The following is a 24,378-nucleotide window of genomic DNA, read 5'->3' on the forward strand; positions in this document are numbered from 1 at the left end:
AGAAAGCTTCGCGGCCGGAAAGATTCGGGAATAGCCATAAAAGCAGGTGCCAGAAAGCTGGCTATAGCCTATTACAATACATTAACCAAAGGAACCGCGTACGTGGAGGAGGGAACTAAGCGTTATGAAGAGCAACTAAAGAAAAGAGAGATGGCATCATTGAAAAGATTAGCTAAAAAGCACAATGTGCAACTGGTTGAAAATCAAACTGCTGCATAATGTGTCAATGGCAGGTACGAAGGATCTATCAGCCATGCATCCCCGATAGAAAAGTTCGCGAATAGATCATGACAGTCTTTTATTTTTGAACGTCATTCCCCCTCAGAATTTCGCCAAATTTTACCACTCAACATAACGTTGAAGAAGCCTTACAAACTATAATCATACCTCACTTTTACCCCGCTTACCTTTCCCAATTTACCTAAAGCCTGCTCCACCTGCATTTTGCGGATAGACAGTTGCATACTGCAATCATTATCAAACTGCTGCTCCAATACACTTAAATTCTCATCCTTGATAATCCGCATCACATCGTTCATCTGCAGGTAATCAAACTTAATGGTGTAAATATCGTTCACTGTTTTCTGAACGATAACGGCCAGCTTCAGGGCTTCTTCTGTAGCTACCTTGTAGGCGTTAATTAACCCTGGTACCCCAAGCAGTGTACCGCCAAAATAACGCACTACAACCACCAGGATATTGGTAACATCTTTTGATAGCAGGATATTTAGTATTGGCCGGCCGGCGGTGCCCGATGGTTCTCCGTCGTCATTCACCCGGTAAACAGATCTATCAGTACCCAGGCGCATAGCCCAGCAATGGTGGTTAGCTTTGGGATGGTCTGCTTTTAATTTGGCTACAATACCTTTAATATCGTTATCGGAATTAATAGGATAGGCAAAACCCAGGAACTTGCTTCCCCTGTCACGAAATATACTTTCAGTTGGTTTTTCAATAGTTTGATAAGTATCGTCAAAAAGCATTGTTTGGAGCTAAAAGCTGAAGGCTTAAGGCGGAAAGCCCTTCATCAGTGAAATATTGAGTTACAAATAGTGAAATATTGAGTTACAAATGCAAAAAGCCTAATGTTTGCGGAAAATAGATAACAACTATAGCCAGTATAGCTACTATAAGCCCGATTTTATTGATGGTGCTTAACTTTTCCTTAAATATAAGCATGCCCACTAAAGCTCCTACAACAATAACCCCAATGTTCATTGATGAAAATACCGATGAGGGATTATTTGCCAATGCTTTGTGCGCCTTCAGATAAAAAAGAATATTACCAAAATTAAATAAACCCAATACCCAACCAATGAGGATATGTGGCCATGAGAACCGCATTTTTTTTGTGAACACCTGGTACAATAAGCCAATGAACGACAATGTGAATGCAAGAATAAAGACGACAAAGATTGCAGTAGTAAAAGGTACATTGTTAACCTGGGTGATTTGCTTTAGCAACACATCTATAATTCCGAATCCCAGGAAAACGACAAGCAGATAGATCCATGAACCTTTTTCAGAGTTTTTATGATTAGGCCTGCCCGTTGTTTTTTGCCACGGAATTGAACAAAGAATAGCAACAAACGCCAATATAATACCTATAACTTTAATTGTATTTGAAGCCTCGCCAAATAGTAAAAAAGCCGATACAATGGGAATAAACAACGATAAACGCTGCGCCACATCTGTACGTACAATACCGGCCTTGCGTACAGATGTAGCCATAATCAGGAACACGGAGGGAAATAACAACCCGAGTGCCAAGTAATTAAAAATAGGTGCGTTATTAAGGCTTGTAAGCGACGGCCTGTAAAAAAACCAGGTAAGCAGGATAGCCATCGAATAATTCCAGGTTACAGCCTGGTAAACATCAATATGGTACCTTTTTGCCAGCTTAAGCATAACCGACACAATAACACTACAACAAATACTTAAAAAGACAAATAGCATAATTGGCTTGGTGTAGAAGAGTCAAGAATCAAGAGTCAAGAATTAAGAAAAAACTATTTTGTCTTCAGTTATGTTGTCAAGCAACTAATCTACAATCTGCATTATGTGCCAAACCTTATTTTCTTCCGTCTTGACTCTTGGTTCTTCTGTATTTTCTCCTGTCTTGATTCTTGATTCTTATTTTTAATTCTTATTGGTTGTATAACGTTTGTAAACGGTCGTTTTCAATAAATGTTTCGCCGGCAAGTATACCTGTTATTTGTGGTGATTTTATCCCTTTTGATAAAACAGTTTTGCCGGTAAAAATGCGGGCCTCATCCCAAAGTCCAGCTTCAATAAACACCTGCAACGTGCGAGCGCCCCCTTCTATGATCACTGATTGAATATCCTGCAAATATAATTGGTACAAAATGTATTGGGGCACATAGCGGTCAAAATCCTCCAATGCAATGTACTTGTTTTTTCCGTCGGCGTTAAATTCTATTTCATTAAAAATCAGTGTTTCAACAGATTGATCAAATACGTTGGCCTCTTTACTAAGTTCCAGTCTCCTATCTATCACCACCCTTTTGGGCGATCTTCCCTCCCAGTATCGTACGTTTAATTGCGGGTTATCAATGGCAACTGTGTTTTTCCCTACCAAAATAGCATCCTCTTCGCTGCGCCATTTATGTACCAGTTTGCGCGATTGGGTGCCCGTTATCCAAAGCTGGCTACCATCATCGGGCGCAAAAAAACCATCGTTGGTTTGGGCCCACTTTAATATAATGTATGGCCGGTGCTTTTGTACTTTGGTAAAAAACCGGCGATTAAGCCATTGGCATTCTTTTTCCAGCACACCTGTTATCACTTCAATACTGGCAGCTTCCAGTTTTTCAATTCCTTTACCATCAACCTGCGCAAAAGGGTCGCGGGTGCCAACAACCACAAGGGGGATTTGATGCTCAATAATCAAATCGGCGCAAGGCGGTGTTTTACCATAATGCGCGCAGGGCTCTAATGAAACGTATATGGTTGATTGCTTTAACAGTTCGGCTGCATTATCAAAATTAGCTAATACCTGAGCTATCGCGTTTACTTCGGCATGGGCCTGGCCATATTTCCGGTGATAACCCTCGCCTATTATTTTGCCTTCATGAACAACTACCGCGCCTACCATCGGGTTAGGGCTCACCTGCCCGGCACCAAGCTGGGCAAGTTCAAGGCAGCGCTGCATAAAAATTTCATGTTGAACCATGCTGCAAAAGTAGCTTTTATGTTACTTTGTTGCATGATTACCATAAAGGATGTTTTTGAAGATTACAAACAGCTGAACAAAGTATATGATGCTAATGAGGTAGAGTCACTTACTTTATTAACTATCAGCCAGGTAACCAACCTATCAAAAGCATCTATTAAAGCATTCCCGGAACGGGAACTAAATAATGAACTAGCCCAAAAACTAACCAATATTGTTGCCGAGCTGATAACCGGCAAGCCTATTCAATATATTTTAGGGGTTACCGAGTTTTATGGGCTACCGTTTAAGGTAAATCCCAATGTGCTTATCCCCCGCCCCGAAACTGAGGAATTGGTGGAGTGGATATTGGCGGTTTGCAGTGGGCAGTTGGCAGTGGGCAGTTCTCAGTTGGCAGTTGGCAGTGGGCAGTGGGCAGATGGCAGTTCCCGGTCAGCGATTAGCAACGGACAGTTTGCAGGCAGTATATTGGATATTGGTACGGGGAGCGGTTGTATTGCCATCAGTTTAAAAAAGAATTTACCACAGGCACAGCTGTCGGCAATTGATATATCCAAAGGCGCGTTGCAAACCGCCAAAGAAAATGCTGATTTAAATGATGTTCATGTGCAATTTATCAAGGCCGATATTTTAAATATCGCGACCACTCACCCCTCACCACTCACCACTCACCACTCACTACTTACCACTCACCACATCATCGTCAGTAACCCGCCCTACGTAACGCTGGACGACAAAAGGCAAATGCACACCAACGTAACAGATTTTGAGCCGCATACCGCACTGTTTGTACCTGAAAATGATCCGCTACTGTTTTACAGGGCTATCGCCGATTTTGCTTCGGGTAATTTAACCGCGGGCGGTTATTTATTTTTTGAGATTAATGAGAGTTTAGGTAAAGAAACTGTTGAATTATTACGCGACAAACATTTTACCGATATTGAGTTGCGACAAGACATGAGCGGCCGCGACAGGATGATTGGTTGCAGATGGCATGTTACTTATCCTTAACTACCATGCCCTGGTAATTGTAGTAATTAAAATAAAAGAACAGGTAAGCCACACCCAGGTTAAGCGGTATCAATACCCAAAGCAGGTGAAACATAATTACCCAAAACAGTACAATAAATAAGGCCAGTATCCATTGAATATATTTGTCCATATTTAAGCCAAACCAGTAAAGCAGGCAATGAAAAAGCATGGCGATACTTAACCCCGCTAGCAATAATTCCACAGCCATTAATGGGCTAAACCGACTAAACAGCCAAACACTTTCGGGCATCAGCATAAAGAAATAAACACCCGCGAAATTAATGAACAACTTGAGCCTGGTATAAGGCAGGTTGCGCGAAAAACTTAAGCGTGTTTCTTCAAACCTGTGCGCCTCAAATATCAAAACCACATGCGCTGTTATTACGGCCAGGATGGCTATCCCGGCCAGCCGTAAATCATTCTTCACATCAGCAAATAAATAAAAAACACCGGTTATAATTAACCACGACAATGCTTTGGTAACAAAGTACTGCACTTTAAGCCTATCAAATACATGATAGATGTACAGGCTAAAGTATGGCTTACGCCATTTACTGCTCAGCTTTAGCAAAAAGGATTGGCTGCTGCCGTCAATCAGCTGGTTTAATATCCGTGTATATATTAGTGCGCTGCACCAAACCATGGCTGTTAAAAACAAAATGATCACAGCAGGTAACAGATAATAATGATGCACCACAGCTACGCAAACCGCCATTATGGCGTAAATGATAACCGGGCTTAAAATAATGACTTGTGTATAGCCCCAGCTTTTTAATTGCCGTTTACGGCTTAGCGCGTTGCTGCTGTAAAACAAAAACTGTTTTTCGGGCGCAAGCAATTGTACAGAAACGTAATACCAGCTTTTAAAAACGTATAACAGCCAGCCGCCAATAACTACCGCCAACATTACCGGACTGCTGCACATGGCCATCATTAACGATTCATGATAACTGATGAGCATATTGCCGGGCACACAGCCAACCAATATAAAAAATGCAAAAAACAATATAGGCGCGTGCACCTGGTAAAAACCAAAAGCAAATACTTTTACCAGCACATTGGTTAACGGCTGCTTCATTATGCTATAAACTTTAAGGTTTGCTCTTCAACCAGCAACTCTCCCGCTTTGGGCAACTCATCAAGCTCAAGCGTTTGGTGCGATGAAAGCAGGAAACTGGTACCTTGCTGAAGATGCCGCTCGGCAATCCAGCTGTTTAAGATTTTTAAAGATGCGGTATCTATGGTAATGAGCGGCTCATCTAACAAAATAAGTTTAGGATTGCCCAGGAACGCCAAAACCAGCGACAATTTTTTAAGCATCCCGCTGGAGTAAGTCCCTACAGGCTGGCCAACGTAGCTTTGCATCTGCATGGTATCTATATAATGCTGCTCCTGCCCTGCCGGTGCATCCTTTGCCTGCGCAAAAAGGGCAATCATTTCGGAGCCCGTTAAAAACTCGGGGAAAACAGGTTCGGCTTCGGCAAAGTTTACTAGTTTCCGGTAGGCTACCGGTTGTTTTTTTATGCTGATGGTATTATCCAACAAAATATCACCATTAAAAGATAAAATACCGGCTATGGACTTTAGCAGTGTGCTTTTACCCGATCCGTTAACTCCCTTTATCCAATAAACACCCGGGTTGATGGTAAGTTCATCTATCTTAAGGGCCGGGAACCCGCTGTATAGTTTTTTAAATTTTATGAATTGCAGCATTGTTGGTTTGATGGTAAAAATGTCGGCTTTGTTACATGCTCAATAAAAAAGACGCATGTGATGCGTCTGTATATTTTTAATAAATCCGAAATCCAACATTCTTATATCGCCCCCTCTATCAAAGTGCCGTAAAATTCGCCCAGATCGATACCCGCAGCCCTAACCTGTTGCGGTATAAGACTATTGGCAGATTGGCCTGGCGTTGTATTTATCTCGATAAAATAGAAGTCGTTAGTTCCTTCCAGCAAAATAAAATCGACCCTTACCATGCCTTTGCAATTAAGGCGGATATAAACTTCGGTTACGATATCGGCTATCAATTCAACTTGCGTGGCCGGCAAATCGGCGGGGGTTACCTCTTTGGTCACGCCCGATGTGTATTTGGCTTCGTAATCAAAAAAATCTTTGGTGGTTAATATTTCTGTTGCGGGCAGCACGGTAATTTTACCCTTCAGCCGGGCTATACCTATACTAAACTCACGGCCTTTAATAAATTCTTCTACCAGTATTTGCTCATCTTCGTGGAAAGCCTTTTTCAGCGCATCTGGTAAGCCGGCAACATTATAAACCTTGCTCATACCTACGCTGCTGCCCCCATTGTTGGGTTTGATGAACAACGGAAATTTAAGCGTAGCAGCTATGATAGCCACATCATGCATATCTTTTTCAAACAGGCGCATAGAATGGGCGGTATGCAGGCCATGTATGCCATTTACTATAGTTTTGGTATAAGCCTTGTTCATGGTAATAGCCGATGTAGTAGCATCACAGGTGTTATATGGGATGCCCAGCATATCCAGGTACCCCTGTATCTTGCCATCTTCGCCGGGAGTACCGTGTATAGTAATAAAAGCGAAATCGAATTTAATTTTTTCGCTACCCAGGGTAATGCTGAAATCGTTTTTATCAACATCAACCACACCATGGCTGGCCTCATGAATCCACCTGTTGCGGTTTACATAAATGGTATAAACTTTATATTTTGAGGCATCAAGGCTGGCGGCAATATTTTTGGCGCTGTTTACAGATACTTCATACTCACCGGTAAAACCACCGGCCAAAAGGGCTATGTTCTTCATTTGATTTCGGATGTCGGATTTTCGAATTCGGATTTAATATTTTTCAACTTTCAAGTGTGTTGATTTTCGATTTCCAAAGTAAGGATAATACTCTTGAATTTGCTAAACCGAAATATAAATTATCAATTTCAAATTCCTTAAATCCGAATTCGAAAATCCGAATTCCGAAATTATCACTATGTTTGATACTTATTTGACTGTAATTATCCCTACACATACCAATGAGCAAATTTGGTCTTTATTTAAAAACAAAATCATTTCGTTATAACCTTTTAGGTGCAATTGTTACTGTAATAGCTGTTGTTTTAATAGCCTTTTACAGCCTGGGATATTATACCAATCACGGCTCGGGAATACCCGTACCAAAGCTTAAAGGTGAAAAAATTGACCGCGCCATGGCATTGTTAAAAGACCAGGGCTTTGGTTATAAAATAGATTCGGTTTATGTGGAGGACGTTGAGCCCGGAACCGTTGTCGAGCAAGACCCTGATCCCGGCACCAATGTAAAAGAAGGCCGCGTGATATATTTAACCATGGTTACATTGCAGGCACCTCCGGTGGCCCTGCCAGACCTGGAACAGGCCAGCTACCGTGAAGCAACCGCTACCTTATCCAACTATGGCTTAAAAATTGGCGATACTACATACCGGTCGGATATTGCCCGTGACCGCATTTTGGAGGTCCGTTTCGGCGGCGTGGTTATTAAAACCGGCTTTAAACTACCAAAAGGCTCTAAGGTAGACCTTGTTTTGGGCGATGGCGAAGGAGCAAGCGAGGTGGCCATTCCCGAACTAATTAACCTTGACCTTGATGCCGCACGTTTTGCCATTAAAGGTGCCGGCCTGACTATAGGCACAATAACTTACCAGGGTACAATAACCGACTCGACCAATGTGGTTGTAACCGCCCAGTACCCTATGAAAACCGATTCGCTGAGTAAAACCAGCATAGGTACACGTATGAACATTACTGTTTCTCAAGGTGCAAAAACCGATGCAGCCCCAACAAATTAATGCTATCGACTTACTTGCACGCCTTAGCAACGGCGAACAACTCGATATCATAGATGTGCGGGAAGACATTGAATACCATACGTTTAATATCGGTGGTGTAAACATTCCGCTTGGCACACTTGCAGCCAGGCTAAATACCTGGGATTACAACAAAACAGACGAACTGATCGTTATCTGCAAAGTTGGTTTACGCAGTGAAACCGCTCAAACACTATTACTGCAAAACGGTTATCAAAATGTTAAAAACTTAACAGGCGGATTGATAGCCATTCAAAAAATCAGACACTAATTGGAACTAATTAAAGCGAATTTCACGAATTAAATTAATGGAAAAAATACAGATATAACGGGTTATAATCTGCCTCATAAAAATCAAATAAATTATCACCTTAATTTTCTAATTCATTTAATTAGACAACATTAGTGAAATTAGTGTGATAAAAACTAAACAATTACCATTTATAGCTAATTTATCATGACTGAGAAAAAGTCAAAATCAGGACCATTAAAAAAATTTATCATCGCATTTGTAATTGTGATTATTATCATACTGGCAGGTGTTGGTGTAAACTATTACTATAAATACTTTGGCCCCAACGTAACTGCCAAACAGGAGTATTTATACATACATACAGGCGCAACCTACGCCGACGTAATAAAAACCGTGCAGAATGAAGGTATGGTTAAAGATACCGTTACCTTTAACTGGGCGGCTGTAAACATGAACTATACACACCGGGTTAAACCGGGCCGATATCATCTTCACGAAGGCATGAGCAACCGTAAGCTCATCAACATGCTGGCCTCTGGCACACAGGAGCCTGTGCAACTGGAGTTTCATGGCTTACGGCAAAAGGAGCAATTTGCGGGTTTTGTATCCAAGAGAATCGAGCCCGATTCGGCATCAATCATTAACCTGCTTGATTCATCAAGCTACGTGGCTCAGTATGGTTTTACTACCGATAACGTGTACACCATGTTTATGCCCAACTCTTACCAAATGTACTGGAATACATCGCCCGATAAATTCTTTAAAAAGATGTATGCCAACTACCAGAAATTTTGGACGGCCGAACGCAAGCAAAAAGCTACCGCCCTTAATCTTTCGCAACAGGAAGTATCCGTATTAGCCTCGATAGTTGATGCCGAAGCGCTGCATGACGATGAAATGCCGGCCATTGCAGGATTATATCTCAACCGTCTTAAAAAAGGCATGAAACTGGAAGCTGACCCTACTGTAATTTTCGCGTTGAATGATTTTACCATCAAGCGGGTGTTAAACCGTTACTTGTCATACAATTCACCATACAATACTTACTTGCATACCGGCCTGCCCCCCGGCCCTATCATGATGCCATCCGTTAACGCCGTAAATGCAGTGCTCGATCATCAAAATAACGATTACATATACATGTGTGCCAAAGCTGATTTTTCCGGCTATCATGCTTTCGCCAATAATGTCGCCGATCATTTGGTGAACGCCCACGCTTTTCAGAAAGCGCTAAATGAACGTAATATTAAACGGTAATGTTTGAGCATGCCACCAAAATACGGGTACGATACGGCGAAACCGACCAGATGGGCTACATGTACTATGGCAATTACGCTGAATTTTATGAAGTTGGCCGTGTAGAAATGCTGCGCAGCCTTGGATTAACTTATAGCGGCATGGAACAATCGGGCATTATGATGCCCGTGCTTGAGCTTAAATGCAAATACCTGAAGCCCGCTTTGTATGATGAGGAAATAAGCGTAAAAGTAATCATGGATAAAATGCCGGGCATCCGAATTCATTTCAGATATGAGTTAAGTAACCAACGGGGTGACCTAATTAATACCGGTGAAACTTTACTGGTTTTCATCAATATGAAAACAAACCGCCCCTGCATGCCGCCACAGGATTTTATAGATAAATTATTGCCTTTTTTTGAGTAAGTTTGGTTAGATGAGATGGCTTCACCACTTTTTACTGCGCTTTAAATTTTATCAATTCATTGTAGAGTGGACAAAGTATATCGTTATCCCCGGCTTTCGTCCGTTGCCATTATACACGGTAATCGATTTCTTTATCGCCGAAATCTCTAAAAGCTCGCTGGTAAACCGCGCATCGTCGCTGGCGTATAACTTTATGCTGGCCCTGTTCCCAGCCACTATATTTGTGTGTACACTTATCCCATACATTACCATTGGCAACTTCCAAAAGGAGTTACTGAGGGTGTTGGCAAGCATTATGCCAGATTACGCTTACCTGGCTTTCAGGGCTACCATCATCGATATTATCAAGAACCAAAATGGTAAGTTGTTATCATTTGGGTTTTTAACTACGCTGTATTTTTCTACCAACGGTGTAATGAACCTGATGACGGCATTTAACAAATCATCATTAGTTACCGACAGGCGCAGCTGGCTTAAAAGGCGCGGTATAGCCCTTGCACTTACCGTTACCATTAGTTTATCCTTTTTGGTAGCAATCGGTATCCTGGTAGTTGGCGACAGTATTATAAGCTTTATAAAGCACCATATAGCCAGCGAAAATACTTTTTGGTACTACGCCATCCTGGTGCTCAAATTCGTCGTCAGCTGGTCGGTCATTGTGATCATATTCTTTGTAACGGTTTCGGTATTGTATAGGTACGGCCCAGCGCATAAAAAAAAGTGGAAGTTTATTAATCCAGGTTCTGTTTTGGCAACAGGGTTAGCGGTGATAACTTCTATTGGATTCTCCTACTATATTGATCATTTTTCATCGTACAACAAAGTTTACGGCTCATTAGGAACCATCATTGTGGCCATGCTTTGGATGTATGTAAACTCGCTAATTTTACTTATCGGCTTTGAATTAAACGCCGCCGTTGATCTTTCAAAACGCAGTATTAAGGTGGTAAAACCCAAGTATAACAGCTTCAGGCAAAAAAAAGCGGAGCATCTGCAAAAATAACAACCTGTTTATCAAAAACTTAGCCACAAATGTTAAGAAATTGAAAAAAAATCATTTCTATACTTGTCAATCCGGCCCGGATTTGTACTTTTGTCCCCGGAGAGCTGGCAGAGTGGTCGATTGCGGCAGTCTTGAAAACTGTTGAACTGTGAAAGGTTCCTGGGGTTCGAATCCCTAGCTCTCCGCTGATTTTGATATCAAATTATATAAAAGCCTGCAAATCATATGATTGCAGGCTTTTGTTTTTATATCAAACGCTTAAAATATCCACCGGATCGCATATAAACAGTGCGTAATGAGGTGAGTAAATTTTGAGATATTTAAACTCACCGAATTAGTCATATCTTTTTGACTATCAAGATGTTCATTATTTAAACATCTTGATTATGATTAGCTGTAAGCTTAGTTTTGTTTCACTTTTTAATGTTATTTAACATGAAAACTAATTTCAGCTTACTCTTCTATTTGAAGAAACCAAAAAACTACACAGACGGCCCCGTGCCGATCTATCTTCGTATTACCGTTGCCGGTAAGCGGTCTGAAACTACCACAGCACGAAGCTGCGATCCTTTGCAATGGAATAGCAAGGTAGGACGGTTAAAAGGAACCAAGGAAGCTTCCAGAACCTTTAACGCATACCTTGACCAGTTACAAGCTATGGTGTATGACGCGCATCAAAACCTTACGGAGCAAAAAGCAGCCATTACAGCCGAACGCCTGAAAAATAAACTCACAGGTAAAACGGAATCCGTTAGGATGATCATTGATATATTTAGGGATCACAATAAGCAGGTGGCAGCTTTGGTCGGCGCCGATTTTGCAAAAGGGACATTAGAGCGTTATCAAACTTCTTTAAAACATACTTCCGAATTTATCAAATGGAAGTATAATACCGCCGATATTGACATCGGGGACATTGATCATGATTTTATAGTAAGTTATGATTTTTACCTTCGTTCCGTAAGAAAATGCGCGAATAATTCAGCTGTTAAATACCTTAAAAACTTTAAAAAGATTATTCGGATCTGTATTGCAAGCGGTTGGTTAAACAGTGATCCTTTTGTGAATTACAAAGCGAAAGTAAAAGTAGTAGACAGGGTATTTTTGAATAATGAAGAGTTGCAGCGGATGGCCGTTAAGCAATTCGCAACTGAACGTTTAGGGCAGATCAGGGATATTTTTCTTTTCAGCTGCTATACCGGCCTGGCCTATGCGGATGTGTACAAGCTTAAAGCGTTTGAGATTGTCACAGGCCCTGACGGTGAGAAATGGATCAATACCAAACGGCAGAAAACAGCTACACCCACACGTATCCCCCTTTTACCATCGGCAATTGCTATCCTGAATAAATATAGTGATTCTCCGATTCGCGAAAATTCAGGTAAAGCACTTCCTGTATCCACCAACCAAAAGATGAACGCTTACTTAAAAGAAATCGCCGACATCTGTGCCATCCCCAAAAAGTTAACCTTCCATATTGCACGACACACCTTTGCAACGACGGTGACACTTTCCAATGGCGTACCTATTGAAAGCGTAAGCAAAATGCTGGGGCATACTAACATCAAAACGACCCAGCATTATGCAAAGATTCTAGACCTAAAGGTAGGCCAAGATATGTCTAAGCTAAGGCAACTTTATTAAAAGCCCCCTACCCAATAACCATGAAGGCTCAAGCGGCTTCATGGTTATTCATTATATTCTTAATCAACACAAAAGGGAAAAACGAGATCAATCGTTCCCTTGGCCGATAGCTTTTACAGAATTAAACACTTAACGAAAATGAGCAATCAAAACAATGACATAATCGATTCGCAGGAGGAAGTTACCGCCAGGGCAACCCAACACAGCAAAACCTATAATGACCACATAGCCAACATGGGGAGGAACATTGATAACTATCCAAAAGTTTATTTGCCGGATTATGCTTCCCAACTTGAACAGATCGGCGTGAAACTGGATAAGCTGGTTAACCGTCAACCGGATAACAAATTAGAAATTGCTATAGACCGTTTGGAGAAAAAACTTGATAAAGTACCTAAATCCTCTCCGGGACAAATAACACTAAAAATGCTACTTGTTTATTTCGGCTTGGTTATCACAGCCGCAATTTCTTTCGGATTTGCATTGGCTTTAAAAATACAGATCAATGCGTTGGCAGGGTTACTACAAGAACAACCAGGCAACATAAGTAAGCCAACGCCTGTCCAATCTCAATCCAATAATATGAGGTTTCCCCATGGGGCAATTCAGCACAAAAAAGCGCGTCAGCATCACGCTATTGTTAAACAATAATTTGTAAAATCATGTATAAAACACTAAATTTGAAAGAGTTCGTCGGTCAGGATACATTTAATATTGTTTACGACGAACAACAAAAAGCAACCGCTGTTCTTATTCCTGTGAGCCATTGGCACCCAGCAAAGGCAGCTGAACTACAAATTCTAATGGAACAACTAACTTACATACCAGTTTTTGAATGTTCTTTAAAAGAGCTGGAAGAACGGTTGCGTCCTGAAATCCAAAACGTAGAAGCCGAAAACACTCATTTAGGTCTCTATAACGTTTATGAGGCAGCCGGAAATCAAGAGTATAATAATCACGTTATTCGTGAATATGCCGATCATCGAGAGTTGGTTAAAGTAAATACCACCACAGGTGACAGCCAGATAGTCAGCAGGAGATTTTAATGGAACAGCCGGAACTATTTGTTTTTGCCGGGCCAAATGGCGCCGGTAAAAGCACGCTGTCATCCTCTATGGTACCACCTGGTACTCCTATTTTTGATGGCGATAAAGAATTTATACTGCTTAAAAAGCAATTTCCAGGTTTAAACAGCGGTAATTTATATGACGCAGTTAACGGGCATGTGTTTTCGGATTGGAAAGAAACCATGCAAGCCAAAAATGCAACCTGTGCTTTCGAGACTAACTTTCGAACAGAAGATATCCTGAAATCAGTCAATGAATTTAAGCTTAAGGGCTACAGTACCCGATTATTTTTCTTTGGCCTGGATGAAATTGCTATGTCTTTTGAGCGTGTACGTTTAAGAGTAGCTAAAGGAGGGCATGATGTATCGGCAGATAACATCAAAGCCAATTATGAGCAGTCTTTAATTAACCTACAAAAATATTACGGTGCTTTTGACCAGGTTATCCTGATGAAAGCCGCATCTAAGGAAAAGGGACAAAATATTTCAGTATATCTGAAATACGCGGACGGCAAACTTGTTGAACAGGCTCCTAGTTTACCGCAATGGGTTAACCGCATTGCTCAAGACATGGGTACATCCATGGAGAAAACGCAAGAGCAACAACGTATAATAATAAAACCAGAACAAGATCAGAATTTTGGGCGTTCATTGGGTAGCGGTGGCATCAAGCGGTAATTTGCAAGGTTAAATAGGAAACCGGAATATGCGCGATGTGCCCCATATTCAACTGCACACACCCGGTCATTTCACCGCTTAAACAACCGGAGCTGTTAGCATGACAACCGTCAAGGGCCGGCGATAGCCGGTTTACATGCCCTTGACGGTTGTCATGCGTAGCTATCTTTGTGACCGCGGTGCTGTGACTAACCGCTAACCCGCGCAGGGAAGGGCAGGTGTGTATGAGGAACGAATACACTCCTGTACGTGCGGCGGCGAGGCTGACGGCGTAATGGAACCCGGAGCGGAGCGCGTGGTGTAATGCAGCCACCTGCCGCAGCTGCTTGGCCGCTTTCCTCTATCAAAAATATCCATTTGTTATAGTAACAGCGCCCTTGTTCAACGCGACACCTGCTGGCCCTGGGATTTTTTCTTTCGTTTTTTCTTTGCTTCGGCTTCGCTTTCAGGGACAATATTAGCACCTCCTGTATATATAGGTTCCAGCATCACTTCCAAAAAGCTTGACGCCGTCTTACCTGCTGCGGACAGCATCCCCGCCGTCGTCGTAAACAAGCCTTCTGCAACACCCTGGGCCAATTCATTAGCCAACGACCTGCTTTCATAATTCTGCGAAGCGCCTTCGGCTAATATGCCCAGCTGCTCCCGCTGCGATAACTCGCCGTTTTTCTGCACATTGGCGTATGCCATCGTATCTTTAAGCTGCCTTTCAAATCCAAACAGGCTGTCAAAAAGAGATTCACCGCTCTGTTTGAATGCTACCCGGTCAAACTGCCCCATCTTTTTGGAATGCTCGGCATTCTTTCCCCTTGAAGTGTTCATCGGGCTAAGCTTGATCTTATTGGTTATATCCTTACGGCTGACAATAACCTGCACATGCATCTGCTCGCCTTCTTTACGTTCGCCCCGCTGTTTCAAACCTTGTTTTACTTCCGGGTCATTATAGCTATAATAACGGTAGTTTTCTAACTTGGCGAACCATAACAGGTCTTCGTTACTGTTCACACCATCCCGGTTAAAGTTCCGGGCGTAGGCATCCATCACCCTGACAGAAAAACCCTTCATTTGTTCTTTAGCACCATCTTCGCCATATTGTTCTTTCAGAAACCTGATCTCTTTCTGGCTCGGGCTGATATTGATTAAGAAAAACTTAGCATCGTCTTTACCCAGCTTGGCGACATTACCATCTATGCTGCGCATCACCTCATAAGGCTCGATCCTGATCTGCTGACCATTGAACCAGTATTCAGGTTCCTGTTTATGGTCGAGCCGGTTTTCTTTTTCCAGGTAATTTACCAACCCAGCGCTGCTGCCTTTGTTCGCCGCTTCTTTGCTGTCTGTAATATTGATAAACATATTGCTCCCTACCTCCTACAAGGGATATTAAATACATGATTAAAGCAAACTGACCTGTGATCTGGTAACAGCGATCAGCTCATCTTTTTCCCTTGCCGATGTCATCATCCCGAAAGCCTCCCTTGATTTGATATAACCGTCAAGAATGAACAGGAACTGTTTTTTCAGGTGTTCCTTACTTTTTTGGTTTTTCGAGATGATTTCCATCAGCGCATCTATTCCGGTTAACTTTTGCGACAGGGCATGCTGATTATTTAACAAGTCCGTATTCGCCTTGAGGATTTGCGTATTAAACCTTTCGATGATCTTGGCCTGTGATACTGATACCCTGTCCATTTCTGTTTTGATCGGGATGAGCAGCATGTTCTCCTGGCTTTTGATAAAACCGATGTATTGCTGGTGGTTCTTCATCAGGGCATTTTTTAACAACTCATCATTCAGGTCCAGCGGGTCTTTCTTGCTTTTATAAAAGTAATCGACCATCTGGATAAAGACCTGCCGCTTAGTCCTGCCCAGTTTAAGGGCGATCTTTTCAAACTTCTGATCTACCGCAACGGGGTATCTCACTGATCTCACATTAATATCTTCCATGCTTATCTTCCCATATTGACGGCATAGCTGTTTATACAGTTATGCCTTTATTCCTATATACAGGATACCGCCGAGTATCCTGTTTTCTTTTATTTCATAGGCGGAAACGCCCTAAAGTATCCCCGGAGGATACGTAAACCCCCCGTAGCGAAGCGTAGGGCAAGCAAAGTAGGGCTCTGCCCAACTTCCGCTTGCTCACTTCGCTTTCGCGAAGCGACCGCCGGTTTTCTTCCTGATTTGCGAATCAAATCATTACCGGTGCAGCCAATGGCTCCACCGGATTATATATATATGGATATCTGTCTATCCATATATCGGAATAAACAGTTATTCCGATATGCAGTTATTTGTATAGCCCGGTATACAGATATACCGATACAACGTTTCGGGCTACACTTCCCAATCAGCAGGCCAGTAAACCTGGCTACCGAGTTTGGGATGGTATGATGGCTCATAGCGGATGTAACCATATTCATCGAGTTCCTTGATACACTTGTGATACGTTGCAATCGAAGCGACCTTGGAAAACGCCATGAGCGTTTTCCGGGTCACACTAAACGGGCTTGCAAAACCATTCCGCTGCCAGCAAACAAATAAACCTGTGAACAGACTAAGATGGGTTGGCAGCAGCCGATTATCCTTTTCCATACGCCTGACCAGGCTGGTATAGTTTGCCAGTTCTTTAACAATTTCCTTCTGCAACTTCATTTGCCCTCACCCTCCAGTATCTTGTTGATGTCTTCCAGTTTGTAATACATGATGCTGCCAACTTTGGTAAAATGCAATGTACCGTTGATCCTTAAGTTCTGAAGTGTGCCGGGGGATATGCCTAAAAGCTTTCTTACCTCCGCACTCTTCAGCCATTTTTTAGATTGCCCCTGTCCCGGCTGCATCAGTTGTTTGATCTCCTTTAATAACTCACCTTTAAACTCTTTCAAATCCTCCTTTGTGATCAATTCAATTGCTGTCATAGTTGATATTGTTTTCGTAAATAATTCTTGCCCAAATTTGGGCAAACCCTATTTTATTAATTGGGGACTTTAATAGGGTGACCCCAAATGTTTGTTTGTTACATCTTGTTTAGTTTCGCACGGCAATTCCCTCCTTTCTTTATTAAACCCGTTCAGCGGAAAAATAAAATACCAGCCACTGAATACATTGGTTCAAAAGTGAGGGCTAAAACAACAAAATGAATGACCATTGGAGCCGTTTGGTCATGAATAAAAAGACAAAAGCCTATTTCTTAGGCTTTTGAATAATTTTGAAGAGTTTATCTTTTTCGCTGATGATCGTGTATTTCGGCGGCGGGTTATCCTTGTCGGCCGGGAAATAATTCTGGGCGGTGCCGATTGCTATGGGTTTATCACCATTGAGAAAGTGCTTGGCGATCAATTTATACCAGGGGCTTGCCGTTTGGCTGTTTACCAATTTATTGCCATTTGGCAATTTCAATTCCCTCACCTGATCAATTAAGTCAATAAACACAGGCAGGCCGTCTTTGCTGATGACGATCTTTTCACCGGCTTCGTATTTAACGGATTCTTTAACCTGGCTTTCTAACTCCTTGATTCTTGCCTCTAACTGGTCGATCAATCTATTTTTATCGCTGATGACCGATTCCAAAGGTTGTGTTTTATGCCACTGATCGATACTTTTAAGGAATGTCAAGAATACTTCCAGCTTAGCTGTAAAAATCAATCCTTTGGCATAGGCGCTACCAGACGGTTTTAAGCCTTTATAGAATTTGATCCTGGTGGTTATGATGTCATAAACATGATTGAAAAAAGCTTCTTCCTGACCAGCGTCCCCTTTCAGGTAGTGATTTAATTGGTGATTGTAAAACGAAGGATATTCATTTTGCCTAATTTTATAGATCTTATCTACAAAGAAATTTAAACCGAAAATCCTTTCTGTGAATATCGGCCAGCCGATATCGTAACGATGAGGATGTAACTCAAAACGGCCACGGAATTTAAAGTAGGTGTTTGACGGCATAAAACAATATTTCTTGATAAACGAGTTACCATAGTTTTAGTTTATTATGACTGAAAGAATTCGGACGCTATCTTTATAAATGGTTCGAGCTCGGTCTGAGGACGAAGCTTTTAAAACTAAAACCTCCCCACAGTGGCGTTTTTTCGAACCAATTCATTGAAAAATTACGGCGAATTGGAAGTTTAGGCGAGAAAAATATTGATCTCTAAATTAAATCTGGATTCAGTTATCAATATCGAATTTTTGTTTTTAGGCGAGATATTTCTATTTTACGCCTACAGATTTGAGAAGTGCTTTTTTGTAAACACCAGGAATGAGATCTCGTTCTTTTTGAATAAAACCCAGTTTCCGCTAATCAACGAACCCGTTTCCAGGTGTCCGTTAGTTACTTGGTTAACCGAATGATCAAATGGGTTATAGTAATAGAAATAAACATTTCCGAACATTTTGAGACCCCAAGCTCAAATGAAATTTTTCACCCTCACTTTTTCTACTGTTATTGGCTGTAAAAAATACCATGTTGTTATCGTTCATTGCTTTGGAAGAATGGTTACAATTACTCTTTTATATCGGGTTAGCCGGGGCGTTCCTTTATCGGTAACCTTCAAGATGAAGTGAGTAGTTTGGAGACTACCTACCTCTGGCGCTTTTAACTCTGGAATGACAGACATGTTTTCTGCCGGAGTAACCGCTACTGTATTATGAAACGTTCCTGCTTCCCGGTACTGAAACCAATGAAAACTTAGGGCATCTCCATCAGGGTCATAGGATGCACTGCCGTCAAGACTAAATGTCTCGCCGGATTTTACCGTGAGCTGTTCAGGCATATTAAGTTTCACAACCGGTGGGTGATTGGCAGCTTTATAATCCGTATTGCACCAGGCCATTCTTGCCGCAAAATCATTCTGGATTTCTTCTCTCCATCTCCAAATCGTTACATGGTTGTCTTTATATGTAGCTGTGTCTTTTACGATGGCGCTCCCCCATTTGCCCGGCACCCAGGGTGTATATTCGTCTTGGGCATTTGTCCAAAATGGTCTCGTCTCTTCTTCCAGCGGAACAATCCATTTCAGCTTAGGGTCGAAGGGTGGTTTGTAAAATTCATAACGTCCGCCCCAACCACCCCAGTTTGGATGCTCCGGGTTGTTCAGTCCGTTGGGAATCAGCGAGAGCCAGGACGGGGTATCACCCTCCATACCAAAAGACACATCCGGATAGATTGCCCCGAGCGGCCCATGTCCCTGCTGGACATTTCGCATAAGCCAATCATTGCTGACGACTTCGTTGTTGGCGCCGGGAAATACGCTTAAGATGGCTGACCATGTAGCCGCATAATAATTTCCCGGGCTTGCGATGTAGAACAGGTCGGGGAAATTCCTGCGTATCCATGGCCCCGAATTATCCTGGTCCGAAATTGTGTATACTCTGAGCTTGCTTATCAACCTTTTTGCTTCCCCTTCGCTTTTAGTCTCCCTGATTTTCCAGAGTGCTTGCGCCAGTACATTCGGGCCGCCCCAAACAGTAACCCATAAAGGGCGGCTGTCATTCTTTTCAAGCATCTTGATCACCCAGTCCGAACCTTCCGAATCTTTGCCTTTTCCTACGCCTTCCATCCCATAAACCGGAAGGCCTTTTTTTACCAGGCTTAATAATTTTTGCGCTGCCGGAAATCCGGGTTCATGTTTTAGAAGATTAGGTTGCACCTTCTCATAACTACGAATGACTTTTCCAATGAGTTCTGGGCTAACCTTTTTTGATTGATGAATGGATGTTGAAGCGATGAGCCCTACAATGTCGATTTGATTTGTGTATAGCATTAACCGCACCATAGACATAAAATCATCAGGCTCGTTTCCGATGTCTGTAATAACAACCAGGCGGTGTTTGGCGATTGTTTGTGCAGAAGCCGTAATGTGTGTTGCCAGTATACTACTTAATACAGCTATCGCAACCAGCATTAGTTTTTTTTTCATTATTTACTTTTTGATTTGGTAGGTTTCATGTTTTGCTAATTGATTTTGAGTCGTTCTTACTGCTATCCTACTACCACCCGCACACGGCCCGGGTTTTGAATGCAGGCATAAGTTTTTTTGCATCTCCCTACCGTTGAGGCGTAGCTCCATTAAAAGGCCTAATTGCTCCACCGAGCGCTTAAATCCTCAGCAGTGTGGGATCAACAAAAACTCATTCACAACTATATTAAGCAAAATAACACTAATTAGTGTCGGTTTTGAGTAGCGAAAAAGAATTAACATAGTCAACAATCTACTTTTGTATCCAGAAATTACACGTGTTCTTAATATCAGAACATTATAATTAATGGGTAACAAAGTAGAAACTAAATAAAATCGAGTTTCTAAAGGGACATTCTAGAGCCCTTTAATTCCGGCTATCAATCAGCTTCTTAAATTCCGAAATAAGTTAGTTTACTTCTTCGTTTTAATGCTGAGATGGTTTATCTTGAATCGAATTAGCTAAAACGTATAATTTTAATTGGTGCAATTTAGCATGTTTCGTAACTTTATATCGTAAGATTTGTAAACATCTGCGTCAAACAGTGGTGAGTAATTCGGTGCGTAGCTAAATTTAATCCACATAAAATTTTGCAAGCAAGTTGGTAATGAGTCGTGTTCGATTCCCCTTCTGGGGCTACTGGAAAATCTATTGCCGTTTTTTGATAGCTTGTGCCCCGGAAATAACCGGGGCTTTAAGCAACTTAACAGTAAGATATATTTTTCAATTTTTGCGTTCGTTAATTTAACAGGTTTTATTTTTCCGTAGAAATAGAATCTCTTATATGAAAAAAGTCAAAGTCGGCCGCCCCTCCTATATTTTTTGTAGCATAATTAAACAAAGCAAAACGATAGCCCATAAAATGAGGGAAGGTGTAGGCCATTTTTAATTGCGTGCCCAATGGCAGCCATGTTTTCCCGTCCAGGCTGTAAAAAAAACTGGCCACGTCTTTCCTGTTTGTAAAATCGCATTCGGCCTTAAAGTATACTATCTTTTGGTTTAAGGGGATTGTTTGTGCTCCTACAGGTTTTCCGGTGCTTGCATTGATCATGACGATAGCTTTGCTCTCCCCGGTTATTTTTACACCAGCCAACCCGTAATTTTTTTGCAAAAGGCCCAAGCCCGCAAAATCACCATCTTTCATATTAGAAACGTCGAGCGAAACTGTCCCGGAGCATACCGGGCCGATAGTGCGTTGTGTCAATGAATTTCGTGCCGCCAGGAAATTGGTATCAATCCTGCCGGTGGTGAGCCGTAAATACCCTTTCCGCGCGGTAACTGACCACAAGCTATTATCCGGGTTGTGGTTCCATTGCCAAACCAGTGGTAATGCCCGTTCGCCTTTTTTACGGGTAAACTCGTCTGAAGCAACGATGCCCGGGATCAAACCTTTACTGGCCGGAAGGTCGAGTGTATCGGTCACTTTGCCGTCAGTGCCCAAAACAGGCCATCCATCCACCCACTTTACGGGCACCAAATAAGGAATACGGCCCACCGAGCCATAATCACGGAACAAATAAGAATACCAGTCTCCATTTGGCGCTTCAACCAATCCGCCTTGCGCCACACCCAGGTCCTGGAGGCCAATTCGTCCTTCATACGGGCCGGTGATTTTATCTGCCCGGTGTATGATAACGGTGCGCATACTGCCCTTTGGCCAGGTAATATTGAAAAGATAATATTTGCCTTTTATCTTAAACAGCTGGGAGCCTTCGGCAGGAAGACCGGTACCGCCTGATGGCAAGCTTGCATTTTCAATAATGGTTTCATCTGTTCCGCCCGGTTTTATGCCCGAAAGATCGTCTTTCAGTTCAACCAACCTCAACTTCCCGCCCCCGCTAATCATATAAACCTTCCCGTCATCATCAAAAAACAAGGAGTTATCGCCCATTAGGGGGGTAAACGACCTTGCTTTCCATGGGCCTTTCTCGATATCCTTCGTAGAATAGATGTGCGTTTTGCCTGTGGTTGACGCAAATGTGCTTACATAATATGTGCCATCATGAAAACGAATAGAACTTGCCCACGAACCCTCCCCGTACATGTTTTTGCCATTGGCGAGGTTTGTTGCATCAATATTTGCTAAAGTATCATATGCATAACCCACCGTCTTCCAGTTCACCAGGTCGTTCGACTTCATAATCGGTACGCCGGGGCTCATGTGCATCGTTGTGTTGCTCATGTAATAGCTGTTGCCTACACGTACTATGGATATGTCAGGCACATCCGCGTAAATAATGGGATTAGTGGCTTTTTGTGCATATAAACACGGCACTGTAAGCGTGGTAATTAAGGCCGCCATCCATAACCTGTAAATCGCATTTCTCATATTGACATTTGTTTTTTTTGTCCTGGTATGCTTACCTGGTTTTACTTAGTTAATGTATTTATTTGAAGCATGCTTACCGAGTAGGCATCGAATGTTCTTGTAAATTTAGCGCCAGCCACTTTTATTTTGGAGGTAACCGGAACTATTTTTACCGGGTCGCTGATCGTGTTCGTATCTTCGGGTTTATTACCTTTTATGACTACCAGGGTACCTTCTGGTGATAACTTTCCGGCACCATTTAAGTCGATGTCGACCTGCTGCGGCTTTCCTGTTGCATTTACTACTTTAAGAAACAGTTTTCCCGTTTTGGTGTCCCGTGTAGCTACATAAAACATGCCTGGTATAGGTTGAGGCATTTTATTGGCGGCACTGTCCTGTTTGGTGGCAGGCCTGGTTTGGGTAGGGATATTGGCGCCCGCTACAGGCACCACTTTGTTGCCGATATAGCTGTTAAACATCTTCTGTACATAATACGATGGTGAACCAAAGCTTTTTAAAGCATCGTAACCTATCAGGTCCGAGTCCCATTGCCAGGCCTTTGGCGCAGTTGCTGTGGCTTTATTTATATTTACAAACAACGGCGCGTAGCACGACAAGATAACTACGTCTGAATTTCGTTCCATGCCCGTCATCCAGGCGGCATCACCCAGGGCGGCGTTCAAATTGGTGGTTGGTTCGCCTTCACGCGTTGCCCACTCCCCTACAAACACTTTATATCCTTTGCGGTCGTACTTATCATAACGTGCCGCATCCTCTTCCATTTCCCAGGCATTGCGGTAATAATGTTCATCTACAATTTCGGGCTTGCGAATGGTTAGTTTACTCCTGGTCCCAAGCCAGTCCTTGCCGCCGATGGTGGCGATACAGTGAAGGTTAGGGTATTTGGCTTTAATGCCATCATTAAACTGGGCAAAGCGTCCGTCGTAACTGCCAGATGCGTCAAACCCGTCTTCGTTACCAATCTCCACATAGCTGAGTTTAAAAGGCGCCGGGTGCCCATCGGCCGCACGCTTAGCGCCCCAGTAGGTGTGTACGTCGCCCGTAACATATTCAATTTCATCCAGCGCGTCATCTACATATGGCTTTAAAAGCGGGCCTGCGTCCACATGGTCGCCATCGAGTGAATAGCCGGCATGAACGGCAAGTAGCGGTTCCATCTTCAGGTCTTCGCACCATTCTAAAAATTCAAGTAAGCCCATTCCGTCACTCGGGCGGTAGCCCCATGAGCCGGTATGGCCGGGCCGGTTTTCAAGCGCGCCTAAAGTGGTCTTCCATGGGAAGGCATCGTTCAATTTCGGGCCTTCGAGAAAATTACCGCCGGGAAAACGTAAAAAACGGGGTTTCATATCGGCCAGTAACTTCATGATATCTACCCGGTTGCCATTGGGGCGGTTATGGTAAGTTGGCGGAAATAACGAAACGAGGTTAAAATAATAAACCCCGATGCGGTTTGTTGAAATAACAAAACGGGCGTCAGTTGTTGGTTTAACACCAGCGCCTGTTGTTAATTTGAGTTCATATTTTTTCCAAAAGGCGCTTTTTATCAAATTAATAGTTCCCGAAGCATATACGGTTTTACCGTCATTGCTTTCTATACTTACGGTTATGGGCCCGGCCGTGTTATCGGCAATTACCGGAACAGTAACTTTAGGCTTGGGCTCCCAGGGGCGAGGKGGAAATGGCTTGCTGTCCGTGCCCTTCATATAAAAAGAAGCGTTATAAGTTGTATTAGGCAAAA

At 42.6% G+C, this 24,378-nt stretch carries 24 protein-coding genes, 1 tRNA gene and 1 pseudogene; 12 read left to right on the forward strand and 14 right to left on the reverse strand.

The window, feature by feature from the left end:
- Window positions 1-219, forward strand: a pseudogene (locus AC1DXF_RS28700) (hypothetical protein); the annotation flags it as partial.
- A 149-nt stretch (window positions 220-368) separates the two neighbouring features.
- On the opposite strand, the gene AC1DXF_RS28705 reads toward AC1DXF_RS28700, so the two are convergent.
- The 3 genes from AC1DXF_RS28705 to ribD all read right to left on the reverse strand — a co-directional run bounded on the left by AC1DXF_RS28705 (window position 369) and on the right by ribD (window position 3,193).
- Window positions 369-983 (reverse strand): IMPACT family protein, encoded by a 615-nt coding sequence (locus AC1DXF_RS28705; protein WP_477452123.1) that lies wholly within the window; start codon window positions 981-983, stop codon window positions 369-371.
- An 82-nt stretch (window positions 984-1,065) separates the two neighbouring features.
- Entirely contained in the window at window positions 1,066-1,908 is an 843-nt protein-coding gene (locus AC1DXF_RS28710; protein WP_477452124.1) for an EamA family transporter, read from the reverse strand.
- Window positions 1,909-2,146: 238 nt separating this feature from the next.
- Window positions 2,147-3,193 (reverse strand): bifunctional diaminohydroxyphosphoribosylaminopyrimidine deaminase/5-amino-6-(5-phosphoribosylamino)uracil reductase RibD, encoded by a 1,047-nt coding sequence (gene ribD, locus AC1DXF_RS28715; RefSeq protein ID WP_477452125.1) that lies wholly within the window; start codon window positions 3,191-3,193, stop codon window positions 2,147-2,149.
- Between the two features lie 33 nt (window positions 3,194-3,226).
- On the opposite strand from ribD, the gene prmC reads away from it, so the two are divergent.
- Complete coding sequence (gene prmC, locus AC1DXF_RS28720; RefSeq protein WP_477452126.1) at window positions 3,227-4,204, forward strand: peptide chain release factor N(5)-glutamine methyltransferase; 978 nt, start codon at window positions 3,227-3,229, stop codon at window positions 4,202-4,204.
- Here prmC and AC1DXF_RS28725 read toward each other — a convergent pair.
- From AC1DXF_RS28725 to AC1DXF_RS28735, 3 genes are all read right to left on the reverse strand, one after another.
- Window positions 4,191-5,303, reverse strand: coding sequence for a hypothetical protein (locus AC1DXF_RS28725; RefSeq protein ID WP_477452127.1), 1,113 nt, complete (start codon window positions 5,301-5,303; stop codon window positions 4,191-4,193). The genes prmC and AC1DXF_RS28725 overlap by 14 nt on opposite strands.
- On the reverse strand, window positions 5,303-5,938 hold the full coding sequence (locus AC1DXF_RS28730; RefSeq protein WP_477452128.1) for an ABC transporter ATP-binding protein: 636 nt from the start codon (window positions 5,936-5,938) through the stop codon (window positions 5,303-5,305). Before AC1DXF_RS28730 ends, AC1DXF_RS28725 begins: the two co-directional genes overlap by 1 nt.
- Before the next feature lie 101 nt (window positions 5,939-6,039).
- Window positions 6,040-7,017: a D-alanine--D-alanine ligase gene (locus AC1DXF_RS28735; RefSeq protein ID WP_477452129.1), complete on the reverse strand. Its 978-nt coding sequence runs from the start codon at window positions 7,015-7,017 to the stop codon at window positions 6,040-6,042.
- 221 nt (window positions 7,018-7,238) lie between these two features.
- Here AC1DXF_RS28735 and AC1DXF_RS28740 point away from each other — a divergent pair, with 221 nt between their 5' ends.
- The 10 genes from AC1DXF_RS28740 to AC1DXF_RS28785 all read left to right on the forward strand — a co-directional run bounded on the left by AC1DXF_RS28740 (window position 7,239) and on the right by AC1DXF_RS28785 (window position 14,356).
- Window positions 7,239-8,030 (forward strand): PASTA domain-containing protein, encoded by a 792-nt coding sequence (locus AC1DXF_RS28740; protein WP_477452130.1) that lies wholly within the window; start codon window positions 7,239-7,241, stop codon window positions 8,028-8,030.
- On the forward strand, window positions 8,011-8,319 hold the full coding sequence (locus AC1DXF_RS28745; protein ID WP_477452131.1) for a rhodanese-like domain-containing protein: 309 nt from the start codon (window positions 8,011-8,013) through the stop codon (window positions 8,317-8,319). The genes AC1DXF_RS28740 and AC1DXF_RS28745 overlap by 20 nt, the downstream gene beginning before the upstream one ends.
- A gap of 186 nt (window positions 8,320-8,505) precedes the next feature.
- Window positions 8,506-9,558, forward strand: a complete 1,053-nt coding sequence (gene mltG / locus AC1DXF_RS28750; RefSeq protein ID WP_477452132.1) for an endolytic transglycosylase MltG — start codon at window positions 8,506-8,508, stop codon at window positions 9,556-9,558.
- Window positions 9,558-9,965 carry an acyl-CoA thioesterase gene (locus AC1DXF_RS28755; protein WP_477452133.1) on the forward strand — a complete coding sequence of 136 codons (408 nt, stop codon included), beginning with the start codon at window positions 9,558-9,560 and terminating at the stop codon, window positions 9,963-9,965. The genes mltG and AC1DXF_RS28755 overlap by 1 nt, the downstream gene beginning before the upstream one ends.
- 10 nt (window positions 9,966-9,975) lie before the next feature.
- Complete coding sequence (locus tag AC1DXF_RS28760; RefSeq protein ID WP_477452134.1) at window positions 9,976-10,968, forward strand: YihY/virulence factor BrkB family protein; 993 nt, start codon at window positions 9,976-9,978, stop codon at window positions 10,966-10,968.
- Between the two features lie 98 nt (window positions 10,969-11,066).
- Window positions 11,067-11,153: transfer RNA gene (locus AC1DXF_RS28765), tRNA-Ser, on the forward strand.
- Window positions 11,154-11,403: 250 nt separating this feature from the next.
- Window positions 11,404-12,612, forward strand: a complete 1,209-nt coding sequence (locus tag AC1DXF_RS28770; RefSeq protein ID WP_477452135.1) for a site-specific integrase — start codon at window positions 11,404-11,406, stop codon at window positions 12,610-12,612.
- Between the two features lie 138 nt (window positions 12,613-12,750).
- A complete protein-coding gene (locus tag AC1DXF_RS28775) occupies window positions 12,751-13,263 on the forward strand; it encodes a hypothetical protein (protein ID WP_477452136.1) in 513 nt (170 codons plus the stop codon).
- 11 nt (window positions 13,264-13,274) lie between these two features.
- Window positions 13,275-13,658, forward strand: a complete 384-nt coding sequence (locus AC1DXF_RS28780; RefSeq protein ID WP_477452137.1) for a hypothetical protein — start codon at window positions 13,275-13,277, stop codon at window positions 13,656-13,658.
- Window positions 13,658-14,356 (forward strand): ATPase, encoded by a 699-nt coding sequence (locus AC1DXF_RS28785; protein WP_477452138.1) that lies wholly within the window; start codon window positions 13,658-13,660, stop codon window positions 14,354-14,356. Before AC1DXF_RS28780 ends, AC1DXF_RS28785 begins: the two co-directional genes overlap by 1 nt.
- 381 nt (window positions 14,357-14,737) lie before the next feature.
- On the opposite strand, the gene AC1DXF_RS28790 is transcribed toward AC1DXF_RS28785, so the two are convergent.
- From AC1DXF_RS28790 to AC1DXF_RS28825, 8 genes are all read right to left on the reverse strand, one after another.
- Window positions 14,738-15,712, reverse strand: coding sequence for a DUF5712 family protein (locus AC1DXF_RS28790; protein WP_477452139.1), 975 nt, complete (start codon window positions 15,710-15,712; stop codon window positions 14,738-14,740).
- A gap of 39 nt (window positions 15,713-15,751) precedes the next feature.
- Window positions 15,752-16,279, reverse strand: a complete 528-nt coding sequence (locus AC1DXF_RS28795; protein WP_477452140.1) for a BfmA/BtgA family mobilization protein — start codon at window positions 16,277-16,279, stop codon at window positions 15,752-15,754.
- Window positions 16,280-16,693: 414 nt separating this feature from the next.
- Window positions 16,694-17,011 carry a hypothetical protein gene (locus AC1DXF_RS28800; protein WP_477452141.1) on the reverse strand — a complete coding sequence of 106 codons (318 nt, stop codon included), beginning with the start codon at window positions 17,009-17,011 and terminating at the stop codon, window positions 16,694-16,696.
- The gene (locus AC1DXF_RS28805; RefSeq protein ID WP_477452142.1) at window positions 17,008-17,274 is read right to left on the reverse strand and encodes a helix-turn-helix domain-containing protein; all 267 of its coding nucleotides are present in this window, start codon (window positions 17,272-17,274) and stop codon (window positions 17,008-17,010) included. Before AC1DXF_RS28805 ends, AC1DXF_RS28800 begins: the two co-directional genes overlap by 4 nt.
- A 265-nt stretch (window positions 17,275-17,539) precedes the next feature.
- The gene (locus AC1DXF_RS28810) at window positions 17,540-18,298 is read right to left on the reverse strand and encodes a hypothetical protein (protein WP_477452143.1); all 759 of its coding nucleotides are present in this window, start codon (window positions 18,296-18,298) and stop codon (window positions 17,540-17,542) included.
- Window positions 18,299-18,828: 530 nt separating this feature from the next.
- Window positions 18,829-20,271: a DUF1593 domain-containing protein gene (locus tag AC1DXF_RS28815; protein ID WP_477452144.1), complete on the reverse strand. Its 1,443-nt coding sequence runs from the start codon at window positions 20,269-20,271 to the stop codon at window positions 18,829-18,831.
- Between the two features lie 794 nt (window positions 20,272-21,065).
- A complete protein-coding gene (locus AC1DXF_RS28820) occupies window positions 21,066-22,640 on the reverse strand; it encodes a glycoside hydrolase family 43 protein (RefSeq protein ID WP_477452145.1) in 1,575 nt (524 codons plus the stop codon).
- A 41-nt stretch (window positions 22,641-22,681) separates the two neighbouring features.
- A partial coding sequence (locus AC1DXF_RS28825) for an alpha-L-arabinofuranosidase C-terminal domain-containing protein (protein ID WP_477452146.1) occupies window positions 22,682-24,378 on the reverse strand: 1,697 nt, incomplete at its 5' end.

Source organism: Mucilaginibacter sp. P2_A5 (assembly GCF_056404995.1).